This is a genomic window from Calditrichota bacterium (genome assembly GCA_020637445.1).
Classification (GTDB): Bacteria; Electryoneota; RPQS01; order RPQS01; family RPQS01; genus JABWCQ01.
Window position 1 is genome coordinate 573,469 of record JACJVZ010000002.1, and the last position, 18,672, is coordinate 592,140.

At 53.7% G+C, this 18,672-nt stretch carries 20 protein-coding genes; 1 reads left to right on the top strand and 19 read right to left on the bottom strand.

Annotated elements, in window-relative coordinates:
• Positions 1-53: 53 nt before the first annotated feature.
• From H6507_10290 to H6507_10305, 4 genes are all read right to left on the bottom strand, one after another.
• On the bottom strand, positions 54-1,607 hold the full coding sequence (locus tag H6507_10290) for a T9SS type A sorting domain-containing protein (GenBank protein ID MCB9369486.1): 1,554 nt from the start codon (positions 1,605-1,607) through the stop codon (positions 54-56).
• 35 nt (positions 1,608-1,642) lie between these two features.
• Entirely contained in the window at positions 1,643-2,008 is a 366-nt protein-coding gene (locus H6507_10295) for a hypothetical protein (GenBank protein MCB9369487.1), read from the bottom strand.
• Between the two features lie 307 nt (positions 2,009-2,315).
• Positions 2,316-2,723 carry a hypothetical protein gene (locus H6507_10300; GenBank protein MCB9369488.1) on the bottom strand — a complete coding sequence of 136 codons (408 nt, stop codon included), beginning with the start codon at positions 2,721-2,723 and terminating at the stop codon, positions 2,316-2,318.
• Positions 2,720-4,450, bottom strand: coding sequence for a T9SS type A sorting domain-containing protein (locus H6507_10305; GenBank protein MCB9369489.1), 1,731 nt, complete (start codon positions 4,448-4,450; stop codon positions 2,720-2,722). The genes H6507_10300 and H6507_10305 overlap by 4 nt, the downstream gene beginning before the upstream one ends.
• Between H6507_10305 and H6507_10310 the strand changes: the two genes are divergently transcribed.
• Positions 4,428-4,661, top strand: a complete 234-nt coding sequence (locus H6507_10310; protein ID MCB9369490.1) for a hypothetical protein — start codon at positions 4,428-4,430, stop codon at positions 4,659-4,661. The two genes, H6507_10305 and H6507_10310, sit on opposite strands and share 23 nt — an antisense overlap.
• A 38-nt stretch (positions 4,662-4,699) precedes the next feature.
• Here H6507_10310 and H6507_10315 read toward each other — a convergent pair whose 3' ends face one another.
• The 15 genes from H6507_10315 to H6507_10385 all read right to left on the bottom strand — a co-directional run bounded on the left by H6507_10315 (position 4,700) and on the right by H6507_10385 (position 18,610).
• Positions 4,700-5,740, bottom strand: coding sequence for a T9SS type A sorting domain-containing protein (locus H6507_10315; protein MCB9369491.1), 1,041 nt, complete (start codon positions 5,738-5,740; stop codon positions 4,700-4,702).
• A 20-nt stretch (positions 5,741-5,760) separates the two neighbouring features.
• Positions 5,761-6,543 (bottom strand): proprotein convertase P-domain-containing protein, encoded by a 783-nt coding sequence (locus tag H6507_10320; protein ID MCB9369492.1) that lies wholly within the window; start codon positions 6,541-6,543, stop codon positions 5,761-5,763.
• A gap of 82 nt (positions 6,544-6,625) precedes the next feature.
• Positions 6,626-7,654, bottom strand: coding sequence for a T9SS type A sorting domain-containing protein (locus H6507_10325; GenBank protein ID MCB9369493.1), 1,029 nt, complete (start codon positions 7,652-7,654; stop codon positions 6,626-6,628).
• A 25-nt stretch (positions 7,655-7,679) separates the two neighbouring features.
• A complete protein-coding gene (locus H6507_10330) occupies positions 7,680-8,804 on the bottom strand; it encodes a hypothetical protein (GenBank protein ID MCB9369494.1) in 1,125 nt (374 codons plus the stop codon).
• A 50-nt stretch (positions 8,805-8,854) separates the two neighbouring features.
• Positions 8,855-9,643: a dienelactone hydrolase family protein gene (locus H6507_10335; GenBank protein ID MCB9369495.1), complete on the bottom strand. Its 789-nt coding sequence runs from the start codon at positions 9,641-9,643 to the stop codon at positions 8,855-8,857.
• Complete coding sequence (locus H6507_10340) at positions 9,640-10,221, bottom strand: inorganic diphosphatase (GenBank protein ID MCB9369496.1); 582 nt, start codon at positions 10,219-10,221, stop codon at positions 9,640-9,642. The genes H6507_10335 and H6507_10340 overlap by 4 nt, the downstream gene beginning before the upstream one ends.
• A 12-nt stretch (positions 10,222-10,233) precedes the next feature.
• Entirely contained in the window at positions 10,234-11,094 is an 861-nt protein-coding gene (locus tag H6507_10345; GenBank protein MCB9369497.1) for an SDR family oxidoreductase, read from the bottom strand.
• Entirely contained in the window at positions 11,094-12,023 is a 930-nt protein-coding gene (locus H6507_10350) for a TerC family protein (protein ID MCB9369498.1), read from the bottom strand. The genes H6507_10345 and H6507_10350 overlap by 1 nt, the downstream gene beginning before the upstream one ends.
• Before the next feature lie 3 nt (positions 12,024-12,026).
• Positions 12,027-12,812 (bottom strand): methyltransferase domain-containing protein, encoded by a 786-nt coding sequence (locus H6507_10355; GenBank protein ID MCB9369499.1) that lies wholly within the window; start codon positions 12,810-12,812, stop codon positions 12,027-12,029.
• On the bottom strand, positions 12,812-13,372 hold the full coding sequence (locus H6507_10360; protein MCB9369500.1) for an META domain-containing protein: 561 nt from the start codon (positions 13,370-13,372) through the stop codon (positions 12,812-12,814). The genes H6507_10355 and H6507_10360 overlap by 1 nt, the downstream gene beginning before the upstream one ends.
• Entirely contained in the window at positions 13,369-14,235 is an 867-nt protein-coding gene (locus tag H6507_10365) for an NAD(P)H-binding protein (GenBank protein MCB9369501.1), read from the bottom strand. The genes H6507_10360 and H6507_10365 overlap by 4 nt, the downstream gene beginning before the upstream one ends.
• Positions 14,223-14,585, bottom strand: coding sequence for a hypothetical protein (locus H6507_10370; GenBank protein ID MCB9369502.1), 363 nt, complete (start codon positions 14,583-14,585; stop codon positions 14,223-14,225). Before H6507_10370 ends, H6507_10365 begins: the two co-directional genes overlap by 13 nt.
• Before the next feature lie 6 nt (positions 14,586-14,591).
• A complete protein-coding gene (locus H6507_10375) occupies positions 14,592-15,590 on the bottom strand; it encodes an aldo/keto reductase (GenBank protein MCB9369503.1) in 999 nt (332 codons plus the stop codon).
• Between the two features lie 62 nt (positions 15,591-15,652).
• Positions 15,653-17,107, bottom strand: coding sequence for a T9SS type A sorting domain-containing protein (locus H6507_10380; protein MCB9369504.1), 1,455 nt, complete (start codon positions 17,105-17,107; stop codon positions 15,653-15,655).
• A 45-nt stretch (positions 17,108-17,152) separates the two neighbouring features.
• Positions 17,153-18,610 (bottom strand): T9SS type A sorting domain-containing protein, encoded by a 1,458-nt coding sequence (locus H6507_10385; protein MCB9369505.1) that lies wholly within the window; start codon positions 18,608-18,610, stop codon positions 17,153-17,155.
• Positions 18,611-18,672 lie beyond the last annotated feature (62 nt).

Sequence of the window (18,672 nt, forward strand, 5' to 3'; positions counted from 1 at the left end):
AATGCAAAGCGGGACGCCAGTGACGGCGTCCCGCTTTTGCTTGTTGCCCAAGGCTATTTCAACAAAAGCAGTTTGGCTGCTGCCAATGTTTTGTGTTGACGTTCCAGTCGAAGAAAATACACCCCCGCCGCAAGCTCATTTGAATTTAGCCTAATCTCTATTGACATTTCCATGTGGCCGTCTAACAATTCACGAACAAGTCGCCCTGTGATGTCGTAAAGGGACAGCACGTACTCTCCGGGGTGTTCGACATCGACTTGCAGCACTGTTGATTCATTGAAGGGATTTGGAAATGCTGCGATGGCGAAATCCTGCGGCAGCGCTTCTGAAGCATACTCACTCGCGGTGGTAGTGTCCGCCGAATCAGGGGGAGCCGCAAGCCATGGAACGAACAACACACCGTTACCTACTTCCGCTCCTTGTCCGCTCGGATTTTGACTCGCATTGTATGGCCCCGTACTATGACCCCACCAGTTGTTGCGAGCGTCGAAATATGCTCCTTGGGTGTTTGCGGCTAGTCCAGGAGGCAGAAAAGAATTCATGACTGCATATATACTGTCAAGTGCAGTCCGCACGGCACGAATGTCCGGAAGAGACGCCGGACCAACGTCCGAAAACGTGTTGCGGTTCACTTGAATCGAACTGCCGGCATTTACTCCCGCCGTTGCAATCGTCGCAGTTCCACCAACAAACAAATTGGAGTCCACAATCGCCAGACTGCCGCTCGATCCTTGCAAGCATTGTGCATCAACAGCAATTGTTCCCGATTGCGGCGGCATGGCTTGGTAGTTGCGGAAAACATTCCCGAACACATATACTGATGAATCACCGATTGAAGAACAACTGTTCGCTACTTGAATCAGGCTTTGGACGTTAGTGAAATCCTCAAATCGATTGAACGCGAAACGGTTGTTTGATGTCGGAAAAATCGAAACCACCGGGAAAGAGCCTGTGCATGGCCCAAATAGGCAGCCAACTACAACTATGCCGCCGCCAAACAAGTTGAGAAAGTGTCCGCCACCGGTGTTGCAGCGAAACTCGCAGCCATTGAACTGCGAGAAGTCATACGCCGTTACCATGGCATAGCCGTCTGTTTCGAAGAAGCAGTTTGTGGCAACTACTTTACCGCCCGGCGATGCGAGCACGCCTTGTCGAGTGCAATCGTTAAAAATGCATGAATCAAGCAAGATGGAGTGTCCGCCCCAAATAGGAGAAAGGACTGAGTCGAAACGGCAACGGCTAAGTGACAAGTGAGTTGAGAAATTGCGAAGTCCTCCTGAACGAACGGACTCGCCAACGTTCCGTATATCGGCGGAATTGAAGATCGCGAGATTTTCAATATATGCGGAATCGGAGTTTATCAAGAATACGGAAAGTGTTTCTGCTGAATCTGCGACAGGATTTATCAATGTGCGAAACTCAAGAAGAGTGTCGGCGGGATACCTGCCCAAAAGTGTAAATGTGTGTGCGGGGCTGACGAGAAACTCATCATAGGAACCCGGCGCAATGCTTACCGTATCGTTCGCTCCCGTCGCATCGAACGCTGCTTGAATGGACGCAAACTCCTCCGGCACTCGAAGCACCGCTGCGGCGCTCGAAAGATACATTGATCCAAGCAGAAGGAAAACGGCGCTATTGTGTCTTAGGGGCCGCATTGTGTTGAAGTGACTCCATATGCGATGCATCCATAGGCCGCGCAACTCTCCGAAAAATTCTCGTAAGTTGAGTTGCCGTCAGGACAAGGCACTTTGCATACATACATCACATATGTTTGGCTCTCGTCAAGGTCTATCGTTACCGTGGAGGACTCACAGATTCCAACGTTGCAGCCATTGTTGTGGACATCGGTGATGTAATACTCGTTGCCGCCCGTCAGTTTGTAAATGCTCACACAAGCCATGCACTTTGAGCAAATCGCGCCGCAGACAACTCTTGCAAAGAACATGTAGTCGCCGCTGCAAGCAGGGGTAAATTCTGCTCGTGTGCAGTTTGTCGTCAAGCCGGGCATGCATTCGTCGTTGGAACAAGAATTGTCGCTAAAACAGAGACATTCTGAACAACCAAAGACGAATGGTGCAGTTAAGAAAATGCACAAAAAAACCGCAAGGAGAACCGTTGCGGGTACGTGGTTTGGCACATGCCTGATAACAACCTCCAAACAAATGAACTCTTGATATTTTCGAGCGCAATGCACCGAGCTGCAGGTGCACCGAATTGCGGACTTTCGCAATTTATGGCAGAAGAGTCACAATGTCAAGCTCTTTGGGCCCACTCGGGACTCATTGAGAATGAGAATTAAGAAAGGAAACTAAGCGCTATTCCGACTCCTGAAAATAAACTTCATAGTCCACTCCGCGGCGGGCGAAATGAACGCGCAACGGCCATTCCGTCGTATCCGGAAGCATTCTGAATTGCCGCTTGTACAAAAAGTCAACCTGCTCGCCGTTGCGTTCTCGAACTTTGAACACCAACGTATCATGCTGTACGTGAAAGACGCCGCCCTCCGCGACTTCTTTGCCGGAGATCTTGAACGATTCAGGTGGAAGCACGTAGTAATAGCGGTAAGTGGAATCGGGACGCAAGTCAAGCGCCATGCGCTGAAGATTCAAATACCCGATTGACTGCGCGTTGGCAAACCACGTCGCACACAAATTCGGCGTGCGCGGTCCCGACGAGCAAGATATTACGAACAAAAGCGAAAGCAGTCCAATCCAACGTGTCATTTGATCAATATTATTCTTTGTGTGTCGCGCACGCTGCCGGCCTGCGCGCGCACCATATAAACGCCGCTCGTAAGATCCGACGCGTCAATCGTCAATTCGTTGCGGCCCGCGTTCATCGAGCGACCGAACAACATCACGCGCCGACCGCGAATGTCATAAACCGAGAACTCCACCATTGCCGGCCGTGCAAGCTCCACCGGAAGACGGGTCGAGTTGTTGAACGGATTCGGATAAGCGGGCAACAGAGTCAGCTTGTCAGGAAGCTGTGCCGGCGTGTGATCGGCAGGAAGCACTTCGATGCTCTCTGTGATCATATGCAGCGGATCGCGCGGCTGCGTGCCGTACATTGTGACGAAAGCGTTTGTTTCCGGCAAGTCGTGAGTGTCAAGATAATCCACGAGCTTCGGCTGAACTGTTTGGTACATCACGGAGACCGCTATCCGTGAGCAGCCGGGAAGCCGGTAAGTCACTAAGTCGCTGCCGCTGCCTTCCGCGCCGTGCACGCGGTTGTAATTCGTGTCACTGGCGGGCACACCGAAAATTTCTACGGTGTCGTACGACGCATGTGTCGTCGTGAACCCGAGCGGCGGCAAACGATTGTCTTTCAAGTGCTGAGACGCGCGTAGCAGCGTCCACGTGCGGTTGTTTTCGTTGTCGCCCATGACCGCTTCGTACACCTGCACTTGATTGGGTTCCGTGATGACGTCGTGATGAGGTTCAAACGGCAAATCGTAACCGACTATCTCTCCGTCGTCACCCCATGCTCCCGATTCGAAGACGACGCGGCCTTGACCGTCTTCCGCGCGCACGTCAAGCCACATCCGGCGCAGCGGAATTCCCGTCGGAATCTTGTGACCTGTCAAATTGATTAACTCGACATTCAGGTAGACCGAATCGTTGGCCGTCGTGACGTCGAGATGCATGTCGACCGAACGCTGCGACAAACTTCGTTGTGTTTCGGCGATGGTGGAATCGAAATGCTGGGCAAGCGCGGTGACGCCCAACTCGTCCGCGTAGTCGCGCAAAATCCGCAGCATCGTAATATTTGCACCGACAAACATATGCTGCCGATAGGGGGAGCGCAGTTCTTGGTGCCACGGCGGCATCAAAGAAATGTCCTGGGCGCTCTGCGCTTGCCGCATGTGGCAGTCCTGACAAGACGTCTCGCCTTCCTGACCGTAAAAACTGTTCTTCCATTCGACGTAGGGAGTCTGCTCGGGGAATTCACCGATGATGTTGCCCGCCGCATCGAGCGACGGAGTGAACAGCGTGTGGCACGTCGCGCAGAGCTCGGATTGATGAACGTGTGCGCTGTAGACCGGATCAAACCCCGTGTTGTTATACATCGGCCAATTCAGCGGAAGTTCAAACGGACCGAAGATTAGCCGTTCGTCGGTAATTTCGTAATGCCCGCTGTAACTCTCCGGCGTACCGAAATTGTCCGGCTGAACCTGATGACAAACCGTGCAAGTCACGCCGTCACGCGCAAGCGCATCAGAGTCGAGCATTTCAAACGTGTAATTCTCGATGCTGTCGTAGTGCGCCTGCGTGAAGCCCGCGGGTACGTGGCAAATCGTGCAGCGGTTTTGAATCAAGTCGCTGTGCTGCGGGAACGCGGCGAGCTCCGTCGCGACCTTGGCCCGCCATAGCGGATCTTTAGCGCTGTTGGCCATCATCGTGGACCGCCACTGCGAAACGGGAGAGATGTCGGTTCCGTTTTCGACCATGATTAGGCCGTCGGATTCGTGGCACATCACACATGTGCCGGAGCCGCTGAACAATGTGGTCTCATCGGACGGCAGATTTTGTGCATTTCCGGCCGACGTAACGGCCAAGAGTAAGAAGATAAAGATTCGCATTAAATTTGACTTGAACATGATTCAGAGTATACGAGTTTCCGTGCAGCTTAGCAATCCGGTTGCGGCGATGCGTGGCTAATTTGAGTCGTTTACGAATTGAGCGGGCTTAATTACATTCTACTTCACGAGCCGCATGGGAATATTTTGGACGGCGTCGCCAGTGCGCACTTGGGCAAAATAGGCTCCGCTGCTCCAACTTGATCCGTCGATTGGAACAGAATAGTCGCCCGCCAAAAACTCAAATTCACGATGGCTGACGACCTGTCCCAGTTCGTTGAATACCGTCAACTCGAGTTTGCCGGGCTTTAATAGTTGGACAGGCAAAGTGGTCGTTGGGTTGAATGGGTTCGGATAGTTCTGCCGTACGGCAAGTTTTTCGGCAAGCGGTCCGCGTGACGGATCGACGGCCGTCGTCGTGTTGCGCACGATGCTCAGATCGCCGACGGTGAATCCCGGGCCGCAATTCTCCGTGCACGTGAATTGCACTTCCAAGCCGGCGGTTTGACTGATCCAAGAGAACGAGTACTCCTCACGATACTCGATCAACGAACCGTTCATGTACGTCTTGTGCGTCTCGTAGAAATTGTCGCGCAGCGTTTGCGCGTCCCAAAACGGAGTAGCCATCATACCCCAGCCGTCGATTTCGTGAACGGACGAGTCACGCTGCTGTATAACGACTCCTTCTTCCGGCTCGATTTCGAGAACGGATAAGGTTGTCCATTCCGATCCAATCATCAACGGCAGCGGCAAGAGCAAGACGTCGGACTCGGTGTGTACCGTGTAGCTCGAATCGCCTTCAATTACGCCGATTCCCAAACCGAACGCGCCGTTGTGTTCGATACGCGCATATGTGAAGAGTTGCTCTTCTGCGTCGATTTCATGAATACAAAGAGTCGCCGACGGAAACTCACTTCCGAACTGAGTTTCAGACGGTGGAATCCAATACTCGTCGGACGTCGGAGCCAATTCGTAAGACGCGACGTCCCATGCCCTGTTTGCTCCTCCGTCCCCAGGATTGAAAGTCACGTCGTAGGCTTCGTAGTACGTATAGTGCGTTCCCATCGGCGGAAGATCATCCGCCGTTAGTGTAATTTGCGAGAACGCCGTCGACAAAGTGCTTAAGAGAATCACTAACGTGAAAAACATACGCCTTAACATATATACCTCCCTGACTTGACCTACTTAAGTAGAATCAACCGCGCCCGCCTTTCGTCGTTTCCATTGCGAATGCGCGCAAAATATACTCCCGTACTCCAGCCGGATCCGTCGATTAATAGATCGTGCCGTCCGGCCGCAAGCGTATAGCGGGAGTCTGCAACGGTTTGTCCCAGTTGGTTGTAGATGATTAACGAAATCTCGGAAGGCCGCGCAAGCTCGACAGGAAGTCTCGTCGTCGAGTTGAACGGATTGGGATAGTTTGGCAAAATCAAGAAACTCTCGGCGGCAACCGGTGTGCGCGCACTTGCTGCCGTGTCGACCAACACTTCCATGCGCCACGCCTCGATCACACCGACGTCGCCTGCATGATTGTCAGTGACCCTGAGCGTCCACGTGCCGTGCGTGGACAGCCCGTCAAACAAAGTCAGAGCCCGGTCCGGAATATAGTCGCCGGTAAAAGGCGGCGAACCGGAACAAATCGGAATACTTGCTTCGTCATCGAAGCGGGTGTCGATGTAGTTATTTCCGGACAGACCGCACTCGTAGGCCAATCGCACGACGTCATCCCCGTTTGGCGCTTCGATGTACAGCCGCAAGTCTTGATCATACGTGTGCGTAATCGTTACGACCACGTTTACATCGAGAATTACATACCACGGTTGAATCATTAAGTAAGATTCCACAATGCCGACCGGACCGTCGGGAATCGCGACAGGCACGTCGTCGGATTCAAAAGTCACCACGGACTGCGAGTACAGATTCGAAACTAACAGCAAAACTAAAATCAAAAATAGGCAACGCATCCTGTCCTCCATTCCAACATGCGTCCGAGCGGAAGATAAAAGGGGCGGCACGGCGCTCGCGTGCCGCCCCTATGATAGAGTACTACTTGACCAACACCATCCTCGTGGACTGCACTTCGTTTCCAGCCATGACCTTCGCGAAGTAGCTGCCGCTGCCCCACGCACTACCGTCAATCGGAAGATTGTGCTGACCTGCGGAAAGGTCCATAGACTGCGAATAGACGGCTTGACCCATTTCATTGTAAATCGTCATCTCAACTTTGGCAGACTTCGCCAATTCGACCGGCAACACCGTCGTCGGGTTGAACGGGTTGGGATAATTTTGCGACACGCGGAAATTCTCCGCAACAGGGCCGCGCGGTTCGTCGGCATTTACCGCACCTTCCGACGTGTAGATCAAATCGCCCGTCGTGTAACCGGGGCCGGTCGCGCCGGAATTTGAGAATGACATTCCGCGCAGTGGATTCGAGGTGATGAATTGATAATCCCACGTTTCCGTTGTTGCGCCGATCTGCTGGCCATTCAGGTACGAGGCAGTGAAACCGTGACCCAACACGCGCAAAGCGGATTCCGTCCAAGACGGCGTTATCAGATTGCCCCACGCATTTGCGACATTGTAAGTACTGTCAATCGTAACAGTCACAAATCCGGGAACCGGTTCCAAAGAAATACGAATCACAGATGACCACGTCGTGTTGTAGGTACACGGAAACGGAACAACAAGTTCATCGTCGTCGGGAATGTTAATAAAGCCGCCGCCAACTTCAGTAGCGAACCCGAGGTACCACATACCTTCGGAGGTAGTCCTCATGTAAGACCATGATCCGGAACCGTCAATGGTCGCGGCCACTTCCGCCGAAGGAAAACTTGCGGCAAAAGGCGTCGATGAAGGATCAACGTACTGAATTCCGTCGGCTGATCCGAATGCAATGGGAGTAATATCCCAATTGATGTTTCCGGAGCCTGACGTGCAATCGAACGTCAGAGTTCCGCCAGCATGATCAGAAGCGGTTTGTCCCACCACGGGGGCGCTGCTTTGGTTAAGTGTGATCTGCGCAAACGCGCTTACGCTCAGGATCAGCAACACCACATAAGTTGTAAAAAGTTTCATTCTTGTCTTCCCAGTCTTTTTGTTTCTATGCTTCGATTTTTTCGATATTCGCGCGAGGCAGCACGACGACTTCGCCCGTGCCGTCGAGTTTCACTTTCAACACTCGTACTTTGGCTTCGGTCTCGAGTGCGCTTAGTTCCGGCGGCAACTCGCTCACCGTGCCGATTTTACCGAACCACGGCTCGCGAATGACACGAACCAGATCATTCAGTTCGAGACCCGCGGGTTCGTGGTCTTTTTCTTCATGATGCGACACGTCTTTCTTGGCAATAATGATTTCCGGACGCATCACACCGGCGCGGATTTGAGTCGCGCCGCTCACTGAAGCGCTGTGGCCTTCGTTCCGTTTCAACAAGTCAAACGTGCGCGCGGCCATCGCGATCTTCCCGAATCCTTCTGTCAATACGAGCGTAATCCCTATCTGCTCACCGCCGGTAATGGCGACGCCTTGCTCATAGCCCAACAGCTTCTTCAGGTCGAAACTGTCAAAACCACCCACGACCAGTGCCGCAGCGCCGCCCGCGATGGCCTTCTTGACGGCCTCAAAGGAAGCGAACGCTCCGCCAACCAAGATCGCATGCTTGCAATCGGCCGGAATCTTGCTTTCGTCAATCACCTCATCAGGAGAGTTTGCAATCATCTTGAGCTTGCCGTAGGTTTCGCCTCCGATGCCGAAAATTCCCTGAATGAATGCGCCGACGGCTTGCACTTCGACGCCCTCTTCGGCGAAAACTTCCGTTACGCGCCCGTCGATGTACGATTCGATTTGGACCGGAATCGGCGGATCCCGAAAGATCAACTGGCCCGTCACGTCGGATACGGATTCCAACGATCCGGTCACAGGAGACTTCAGTTTGTTTTTAAAGAGACCGAAAAACGACTTCGCTTCGGCGATGATTTGGTCCTTTTCAACTTTGTCACCTTCCTTGATCGTCAGTGTCCCCCGCACGTCGCCCGGCAAGACTCCCAGCAAGTTTGCCGCATTCAGTGGTGTGACATTGCCCGGCAAATCCGTTCGCGCGACGGTTTGGTCGGCGGCCAAGTGTTCGCCGATCTGGACGGTCACGTGACCCTTAAGCGGCAGAATTCGATCCTTGGTGATAACGGTGGTTTCAGAGACCCGCAGTCCCGGTGTAAATGATGTTGCCATTACTCTCGCTGTTTATTTCAATTCTCAAAAAATCGCAGGAAGTCGAAAGGTCACTCTTTCTTGTCCGCAAAAACGCCGCTCAAGAAGACGCGCATTTCGTCCATCGAGGCCTTTTCCGCTTCGGCATTGTAGGAAACGCCGTCCAGACCATACGTATCTGCTTTCGGATTGGTGAAGGCATGCTTCGCACCGGGGAAAATGACCATTTTGTAGTCGACACCGGCGTCTTTCATTTCCGTTTCAAACTCTTCGACATCTGTCATCGGAGAGAACGGATCGACGTCTCCTTGGAAGGCGAGCACTTTGCCCGTGATGTTCTTGGCCATCTCGGGATGCACAGTCTTCAGGCCGCCGTGAAACGAAACGACGCCCTTCAAGTCCGCACCGTTGCGGGCAAGCTCTAATGCGCATGTTCCGCCGAAACAAAATCCAATGGCTGCGATCTTCGATGAATCGACATGCTCTTGTTTCAAAAGCTCGTCGTAACCGACCTTGGTCATTTTGGCAAAGTTATCAAAATTCTGATAGAACTGCCCCGCAAGTTTGCCCGCTTCGTCGGCTTTGTCGGTCACAACACCCTTGCCGTACATATCCACGGCAAACGCAATGTAACCCAACTGCGCCAATTCACGCGCACGCTGTCGCGGATAATCGGTCAGTCCCCACCACTCCGGAAACACCAAAACTCCCGGCCGCAAATCTTTAATTTCGGAATCATAGGCCAGATAGCCCTGATACTCTTTGCCGTCGACCGTGTAGTCAATGTACTTCCCCGTCACGGAAGCCTGTACGGAATATGCACAGCACATGAGTGTCACCCAAAACAGAATTTTCTTCATTTGGAACCCCGCTTGCTTGTTTTTCTGACGGCCTTCTTGGCCGCCGTCTTCTTCTTCACCGGCTTGCTATTCGCGTGCTTGATGCAATCCTTAATGGTCTGTTCGGCTTCCCAACGGTCTTTCCAACCCATCGAAGTGACGTGCTTGCCCTCAAGCTCTTTGTAGACCCTGAAAAAGTGGTCCATTTCCCTCAAGAAGTGCGGCGGAACGTCCGACAGGCTGTGATAGGTTTCAAATGAAGGATCAGTCGAAGGCACGGCGAGAATCTTTTCGTCTCCGCCTTTTTCGTCCTGCATCATCAACACTCCCAGCGGACGCGCGGCTACGACACAGCCGGGAAACGTGGGAGTCTTTACCATCACCAAAACGTCCAGCGGGTCGCCGTCGTCCGCGAGGGTTCCGGGCACAAATCCGTAGTCGCCGGGATAGTGCACGGGCGAAAACAGCGGCCGGTCGAGCACGATCGCGCCCAGCTCACTGTCATATTCGTACTTGTTGCGATGGCCGTACGGCACTTCGATCACAACGAAAATCTCGTTAGGAATTCGCCGCCCGGGTGGCAGCTCATGCAGCTTCAAGGGATGCCTTTCTTAGAGTTGAGGTCTTTTTGGCAAGCGATGCTCAAGGTTCATTCCACGCAACAGCGCGCCCTGAACTTCGCCGCAGATTTGGTTAATCATCTTCAGTCCGCCCGAGTCTTTTCTCAAAGCCACGCGCAGCGGACGTTCTGTACGCGGCATTTCAATGACTTTCAACATGGCCCGCGTCACGTCATGCGGATCAGGAGCCATTTCGCTTTGGAGCATTTCGCTGATGTTCCGGTGGATGCTCTCCGCTTCCGCTTGCTCCACGGGATAGTCTGCGAGTCTGTCTTGATCATCCGGTTTCAAAATGTTCCCCCGAAAACCGGACGGATAAGCTCCCGGCTGTAAGATCACGGTGTCAATTCCGTGCGTCGAAAGTTCATAGCTCAGCGTTTCCGCGTAGGCTTCAAGCGCGTACTTGCTCGCGCAATAGGCCGACATGTACGGCAGCACTGTGCGGCCCAATCCGCTTGAAACGTAAATCAAGAGTCCTGATTTGCGCGCGCGCATGCCGGGAAGTACCGCGCGGTTCAGTCTATGCACGCCGATCAGATTCACTTCCATTATATAGGAGAGCTGTTCAGTCGTGCTGCCTTCCGCGACTCCCGTGATTCCAAGGCCCGCATTGTGGATTACTGCATCCACGTCACCCGCAAGTTCCGCCGCTTTCGAGACGGAATCGTCTTGTGTGACATCCAGTTCAAGCACGCGCACGCCGGAAAGTTCTGCAAGCTCTCGGGCTGCCTTCTGATTGCGGCCCAGAGGATCGCGCATGCTCGCGACAACGCTGTGTCCTGCGGCCGACAGTTCGCGTGTTGCGAGATTTCCAAATCCGCTCGAGCAGCCCGTGATAAGTATGGTTGCCACTATTTTGTGTTCTTTTCAGGAATTGCCAATGAAAGTAAAACGGATATCGTCAGCACGCCTGCGACGACTCCCAGCGACCAACCGATGGGTATCGCGTAAGCCGTGTGGCCGAGCAGCATCTTGACGCCAACAAAGGTCAGCACGACGGACAAGCCAAACTTCAGGTAGCGGAATTTGTGCATCACTCCAGACAGCGCGAAGTACAAAGACCGCAAGCCCAATATCGCGAACACATTCGACGTGAACACGACAAACGGATCGCGCGTCACCGCGAACACAGCGGGAATCGAGTCCACGGCGAACAAGACGTCCGAAACTTCGACGACCAGCAGCGCCACGAGCAAGGGGGTGGCATGACGGACGCCCTTTTCCACGACGAAAAAGTTTTTGTCGTGGTACTTAGTCGTGACGGGCATTACTTTGCGAAGGATACGCACAGCCGGGTTTTTTTCAGGATCCACTCCATGTTCGTCGGATATGGCCATGCGAATTCCCGTGAAGATCAGAAATGCTCCGAAGATATAGATCACCCATTCGAAATGTGTGATCAGTGCGGTGCCCACGCCGATCATGATGCCGCGCATGATCAATGCGCCCAAAATTCCCCAAAACAACACGCGGTGCTGAAGATGAGCGGGAACTTTGAAATACGAAAAGATGAGAATGAACACGAAGATATTGTCCACCGAGAGCGAAGCCTCGATGATATATCCCGTCAAAAACTCAACCGCGGTGTGCTGGCCCTTCCACCACCATACGAATCCGCAGTAGCCCATCGCCAAAAGAAACCAGAACACGACCCAACCCAAGGCTTCTTTGTGATTGACGGCGTGCGGGCGTTTATGAAAGACTCCCAGATCAAGCAGCAGCAGCGCGAGGATGCCGACTGTAAAAATGATCCACTTGATCGTTTCGAAATCAAAGTGCAACGTCTAACCGGGCCTTCTGCAGATGACTGCGTGGAATGAATTCCCCAACGTAAATTTGCCTTGCGAGTCCGCGAACTGTTCTACCGCGCGGGCCATCGTATCGCGGACAACGGCTTCTCCCAACTCGCGGATCGTGAATTGAGTCGCCGACGTGCCCGATTGACCCCTCCAAAACTCTTCAAAAGAGCCGTAGGTACGATCCAGCCAAATATCTTCGGATTCCAAGAGTTCGAGCTTCGCATCCTCTAAAGCCTTGTGCAGTTTGCGCGGCGGAGAAAGCGAAAATGGTCCTTCGAATTTAAACGGCTTGTCGAAGAGCTTGCGCACCGAAGAACCGACCGCGGCAAACGTCGACGTTTTCGGGTCGCCGAACACAACGATGCCGAGCGGCGAGCCGGATTTGGCCACGCGCGCGAATTCGCCGAGCGCTATTACCGGAGATTCCGTGAACTGCAGAGAGTTCAATGCCATCACTGAATCGAACGTCGCATCGGCAAACGGCAGCGCTTCGGAATCTGCTATGTGATATGCGGCCTGTGGTGCGCGCTGCTTGCTGATTGCGAGCATTTCTGGGGAAACGTCCGTCCCCGTGACTTGCGCTCCGCGGGCAAGCGCTTTCACGATTGATCCGCCCGATCCGCAACCCGCATCCAAAATATGCGCGGGGATTCCGTTCACGATTCGATCTAAAACCCAATCGGTCAGCGGCAAACTGTACGACTCATGTTCGTCGGCCCACAATTGCGCGCCGGCACCCCACAATGCCGCTTGACGAATTCCCGAAGCCATCAGTTCAAGTAAACTGCTTCAAACTCCATCACACGCTTGCCGCCTTCGGTCAACCACAACTTGTCTTCACCCTCCAAACTATAACCGTCGACGGTGGTGAGGCCCTGCAGGAACGGTTTTTCGATCTCCATCGCGTTTTGGCACAGCACTTTTGTCGAGGCAAATCCGTTAAAAGAAATCTTCGGTCCGTCGAGCTTGTATTTACACCCGAAGCGATTGCAGCCGCCGCTGCCCGTCATCTTGTCCGTCATCGCGGAAAACGATATGTAGGGGTCGCTGCGAAAATCACTCGAAACTTCCACCCGTTGACCGTTCAGCCGCACAAGTTTCCAGCGTTTGTTCTTGATTGGATTCGCGTCCGCGATCTGTCCGGGTGCGGGAAGGTTTGTGCGATCCAGCTTTCTCGCAGTGTCCGGGCGGCTCGCTGACAGTGTGTCCTGTGCGGAATTTTGCATTTGTTCTTGCTTGGATTCCTGCTGCGGAGCCGTCTTATTATCGTCCGCCTTTTTGCCGCAACCTATTAGAGCGACTGCGAGCACGAGTACAATTGCCCACCTCATGGCATCTGCTCCTTTGTCCAGTCTTCCAAAGTTAACATCGGTTCTCCCAGCAGTTCCCACGCTTCCGCCGCGTCGCCGGTTTCACCGTAGGTCTCAAAGTTGGACATGAACTCCGCGAAATCCTCAAGCCAACCGTTTTCCTCGTCTTCTTGCGCAAATTTCTTTGTTTCTTCAATTGACATCTGCTCGACGGGCAGGCCCGGCCGCAGTATCTCGCAGTAGCGCTTCAGCGCGTCGAACATCTTATATCCTTGCGGACCGTGAACGGTGTAGCGTTTGTGTCCCGCAAAATCGTAATCCTGCATGACCGCCGACACCATCTTGGCGTAGTCTGACGCGGCGACGAAGTGCCACGTAAGCGGCTGCATGCCAACCATCAGCGCGCGGTCAGGCAGCACAAAGTAGTCCAAACTCTCGAGAAACCAAGTGCAGCCCCAGTTCACGGTCGGAACTTCACCGGCTTCGAGCGCAAGTATTCCCTTGGAAAATGCCGCACGTCTTTCCCACGGGTGGTCCGGGTCGGGCTTCCAATCGCCGGTGATAATCGAGATCTTTTGCAGGCCGCATTCCTTTGCGGCTTTGGCTATGTTGACGAGTCCTTGGTGCAGGACGTCGTCGGGCGACGCTTCGTGATCCGTTCCGAGATTGACGTGAACGGCTTCGCAGCCTTCAAAGCCGTGAAGCAGCGACTCGTAGTCCGTCACGTCCGCATGCGCGTATTCGGGACGCATTCCCAACATTTCTTTGGCGTAAATCGGTTCGCGGCTCAACACGCGCACGGCGAAATCATCTTCGAGCAATTGCCGCACGACGGGACCACCCAGCAGTCCCGTCGCACCGATCACGGCGATCATTTCTGACATACTGTATCCGGTTTCATCTCCGTTATCTCTTCGATCACTACTCCCGCGCGCACGTTTCCGTCAGTCGAGTCATCCTCCGTCCGGCCGAAAAACTCGACGTAAACAGGCTCGCCGTTCTGTCGCATGTTCACGTATGCGCGTTCCACTTCCAGCCAATCGCCTTTGAACTTCACGGCATAGCGGTCGCCCGTCCCGCATTCGACGAACGATGCCGCGTCCGCCATGTAGCTCATCATGCCGGTCATCGGTACTGCTTCCGCGCGATGCTGTTTCATCAGCTCCCGCGCTTGCTTGCCGCTCTGACAGCCAAAGATGAAGAGCGAAATTGCAAAAACGACGACAAGCCGCATGGCTGACTACAGACTCTCCGCCATCGTTGATTTCATGCTCGCTTCAGGATAGCGCGTTCCCATGATTGAACCCGGCTGCGACATCGTATCGAGTTCCGACATATCCTGAGCCGAAAGTTTGATATTCAGCGCGGCAAGGTTTTCTTCCAATCGGTAAATCTTGCGCGTTCCCGGAATCGGAAGCATGTCTTCACCTTTGGTCAAAACCCAAGCCAAGGCGAGCTGCGCCGGTGTGCACTTGTGCTCCTTGGCCTTGGACTCGATCTTGGCCAGCCATTGATTGTTTGATTCAAGGTTTTCACCACTGAAACGCGGGTACATAGAGCGAGCGTCACCCGGCTTGACAATATCTTTCGCACTCTTGAACTGTCCTGTCAAAAATCCGCGGCCGAGCGGGCTGTAGGGAACCACGGCTATTCCTAATTCGCGGCACGTCGGGATTACGTCGGCTTCGATATCGCGCGTCCAAAGCGAATATTCGTATTGCCCGGCGCTGATCGGATGCACGGCGTGCGCGCGGCGAATGGTTTTCGGTCCAGCTTCAGATATTCCAAGATAGCGAACCTTGCCCGCGTCTACCAGTTCTTTCATCGCACCCCAAGTGTCTTCGATGGGGACGGTCGTATCGATACGATGCTGGTAGTAGAGATCGATCACGTCGACGCCAAGCCGCTTCAGGCTCATGTCACACGCTCGCTTCACATACTCCGGTTTGCCGTTTACGCCGAGAAAGGTGCCGTCGTTGCCGCGCACGTTGGCGAACTTCGTCGCCAGAAACACGTCGTTGCGGCGGTCTTTCAGGACGCGTGAAAGCAGGACTTCATTCAAGCCCACACCGTACATATCTGCCGTATCCCAAAAGTTGCAGCCCAATTCGAGCGCGTGATTCAGGACTTTCAAATTTTCTTGTGTGTCAGACGCTCCGTAAAACTCCGACATACCCATGCAGCCCAGCCCCAGCGCCGAGACTTTGGGTCCGTTCTTTCCTAATTGGCGTTGTGAAATTGCCATCCGTTCAGTTCCTAATGGAGTTGGTTTCGTATTTTGCAGCTATCAGATTCGTGAAGTCACTTGAGAAGCATGGTCTTGACAACCTTGCTTTCTTGTCCGGCTTCAACACGAATGAAGTACGTCCCACCGGCAAGCCCGGTTCCATCGAAGGTCAATACGTGCTTGCCCGCAGCAAATTGGCGGTCCGCCAAAACTCTCGCTTGCCGGCCAAGCAAATCGTAGGCAAGCACTTTCACTGGCGAGCTGCTGGGAATATCAAAGGAAACGCGTGCAGCACTGTTGAAAGGATTCGGATAAACTTGCACGTCGAAGTCTTCCGCTATGAATCGGTCATTCTCAGCGGGATCGGTCACCGACAGCGCTGCGGTCTTGAAAACAAATGATCGTGACGGTGCTGTGCTGCTCCACCCCGTGCCGATGACGTGCAAGTCGTCGGTCAGCAAACATCCGTAGTTCCAATAGTTTTGCGCGTAGACGTCATGCCAGCGCACGTTGCCTGCCGGGTCCAAGCGGGCGATAAGCAGTGAAATCTCGACGTACACCAGTGGTTCGACGCTGCCGACCATCACAATATCCCCGTCGGGAAGCTCTTCGATCATGTGCACCGTTTCCCAATTCGGAAGCTGCAGCGGAAGATTGTGATCGAGTGTTCGCGTCCATAGTTCGTGTCCCGCCGAATCAAGCCGAGCCACGAAGAAATCGCGTCCGGTGGCCTCGTGATACACCGCGCCGCCGACCAAATATCCTCCGTCCGCAGTCAACCCGACCGCCCAACCTTCGTCAGTCAAACTCGGATTGTCGAACGAATAGCCCCATTCGATGTTTCCGCCCGCGTCGATCTTGACCGCTCCAACGTCATATTCTTCCGGTATGTCATTCGTGACTAAGGACGCGAAGCACCCTCCGTCCGGAGTTTCTATGATGTCGTAGATCGGCGTGTACCGAACTCCTCCGATGGAAGTCTCCCAAACCACTTCACCGTCCGAAGTCGTCTTCACCACGCGGCCAAAGGTCGGCGCAAAATTCCCCGGTGAAGAGACCTCGCCGCCCAGCAAGTATCCTCCGTCCGCGCAAACATCGAGCGCGTACATCGTGAAATGTGCCGTGTCAGAGCTGAACTCGAATGTTCTCAGCGAATCGCCGAATTCGTCGAACTCCATCAGCACGGTTCGCGCGAAGGTGTCAGGCACGGCCCACATGGTTCCAACTACGACGAGATTGCGGTCGTGGTTCTCGCGGACTTGATATATGTCAATGTTGATTCGACTGTGGATTTCACTGTACCACAGCGACGTTCCGCTCGAGTCAAGTTTGCGCAGACTGCAGAAATAAGAATCGTCGCTCTGGTGTGTTTCAGGAATCACACAACCGTTGTCGTAAGTCTGACACGGCATGTACGGCACATCGACAAAACCGGCAACGTCGAAAGTGCGTGTCCATTCAACTTCCGGCGGCTGCGCAAAGAGCTGCAAAGTGCAAAGTAGAATTGTAAGAACTGCAAGACGTGTCACGATTGCTCCTGTAACCTGGGTGAATTGCCAAAAAGCAGTGCTGGGTTACTTAAGCAGTATTGTCTTGAGAGTCTCCTTGTGCGGTCCCGCGCTCAACCCTATGAAATAAACTCCGCTGGTAAGTCCGCTGCCGTCGAACAGAAGTTGATGTCGTCCCGCCGAATAGAATTGATCCGTAAGCAGCACGGCGCGTTGTCCCAGTGTGTTATAGATTGCCGCTTTGACGTTGGATGCAATTGGCAAATCAAACTGAACACGCGCAACTGAATTGAACGGATTCGGGTATGTCGTCGCGGCGAAATCGTACGGAACGGGAGGTGCTTCCGCGTCGTCGACGGGAATGAACACCCGGTCGAGCTTCTGAACATAGATTTCAGTCTCACTGCCAAATCCCGTCCAGCCCTGCAGCACGACGTAACCGTCGTCCGTGACAATTCCTCCCCGCGATTGCTTGCCGCGCTGATAGCATTCCTGCCAATCGATTTCTCCTTCGGAGGTAAATCGCGCCAGCACAGAGCAATATTCTCCCCCTAACAGCGTTTCCGCAGTTCCAATCATCAGCGCGCCGCCGTCCGGAAGTCCCGCAAGCGTCCACGGTAGTTCGTAGTCCGGGATGATGACCTGTCCCAGATGGTGAAATGTGTTCGCCCATTGCTGAATACCGTCCGAGTCGAGTTGTATGACCGTGAAATCGTAGCCGGTGCTCATATCATAGGACATGCCGCCGACAAGATAACCGCCGTCGAGAGTTTTGGCTACGGCAAATCCTTCGTTAACGGAAGTTGTATCTCCGTATTTGAAGTCAAACTGCGGAGCTCCTGCGGCGTCAAGCTTCAGTGCCCGGATTTGCGTGTCAAACGTGACCGTATCCGTCCACGACCCCACGAGAATTGCGCCGCCGTCCGACGTGGATTCCACGTCCCAAAACGGACTATAGCCCGCAGAAAATACTTGCTGCCATACAATTTCGCCATTCGCGTCGGTTCGGACAACAAGTCCGTCTTGCCTCGACGTATGCGCCGGTCTGAACGAGCCGGAGATTACGAACCCGCCGTCTGACGTAAGACTGAAATTGGTCGGCCAATAGTACGTGGAAGCAGCTCCGATTTCGAAGCTGCGCAGCGAGTCTCCGTCCGCGCTCAGAAAGATCATTAAATAGCTGGTCGATTCCTCAGAAGGATTCTGAATATTGCTCAATAGCGCAATCTCATGAGTAGCCAGCTCATGGACGGCTGCTACAACCATACTCTCCGTTGGATCGAGCGTCGTCTCCCACACAAGATCGCCGTCGGAGCTAATCTTGCGCACGGTGCAAAAGCTCAGTGAATCCTGAGTATGGTACCCCGGAATTAGATAGCAATTGTCGTGCGTCTGAGAGGCCTCGCCATCCGCGAAATCTCGAAAACCGGCATTGTCATAAACTCTCGTCCAAAGCGTGTCCGGCGGTTGCGCCGAGGCCACGGAGAAACCAAGCAGAAAAAGCAAGCAAGCTGCGCGTGTCATGTTCCCTCCATGTGTCCTTGTCAAACCAAGAACAGTTTCGTGAAAACTCCCTTTTCAAACCG

Coding starts and splice junctions, on each gene's coding strand:
- H6507_10290 (MCB9369486.1), bottom strand. CDS start 1,607: ATGTATCTTTCGAGCGCCGCAGCGGTGCTTCGAGTGCCGGAGGAGTTT.
- H6507_10295 (MCB9369487.1), bottom strand. CDS start 2,008: ATGCCCGGCTTGACGACAAACTGCACACGAGCAGAATTTACCCCTGCT.
- H6507_10300 (MCB9369488.1), bottom strand. CDS start 2,723: ATGACACGTTGGATTGGACTGCTTTCGCTTTTGTTCGTAATATCTTGC.
- H6507_10310 (MCB9369490.1), top strand. CDS start 4,428: ATGTCGGTTCCGTTTTCGACCATGATTAGGCCGTCGGATTCGTGGCAC.
- H6507_10305 (MCB9369489.1), bottom strand. CDS start 4,450: ATGGTCGAAAACGGAACCGACATCTCTCCCGTTTCGCAGTGGCGGTCC.
- H6507_10315 (MCB9369491.1), bottom strand. CDS start 5,740: ATGTTAAGGCGTATGTTTTTCACGTTAGTGATTCTCTTAAGCACTTTG.
- H6507_10320 (MCB9369492.1), bottom strand. CDS start 6,543: ATGCGTTGCCTATTTTTGATTTTAGTTTTGCTGTTAGTTTCGAATCTG.
- H6507_10325 (MCB9369493.1), bottom strand. CDS start 7,654: ATGAAACTTTTTACAACTTATGTGGTGTTGCTGATCCTGAGCGTAAGC.
- H6507_10330 (MCB9369494.1), bottom strand. CDS start 8,804: ATGGCAACATCATTTACACCGGGACTGCGGGTCTCTGAAACCACCGTT.
- H6507_10335 (MCB9369495.1), bottom strand. CDS start 9,643: ATGAAGAAAATTCTGTTTTGGGTGACACTCATGTGCTGTGCATATTCC.
- H6507_10355 (MCB9369499.1), bottom strand. CDS start 12,812: ATGGCTTCGGGAATTCGTCAAGCGGCATTGTGGGGTGCCGGCGCGCAA.
- H6507_10360 (MCB9369500.1), bottom strand. CDS start 13,372: ATGAGGTGGGCAATTGTACTCGTGCTCGCAGTCGCTCTAATAGGTTGC.
- H6507_10365 (MCB9369501.1), bottom strand. CDS start 14,235: ATGTCAGAAATGATCGCCGTGATCGGTGCGACGGGACTGCTGGGTGGT.
- H6507_10370 (MCB9369502.1), bottom strand. CDS start 14,585: ATGCGGCTTGTCGTCGTTTTTGCAATTTCGCTCTTCATCTTTGGCTGT.
- H6507_10385 (MCB9369505.1), bottom strand. CDS start 18,610: ATGACACGCGCAGCTTGCTTGCTTTTTCTGCTTGGTTTCTCCGTGGCC.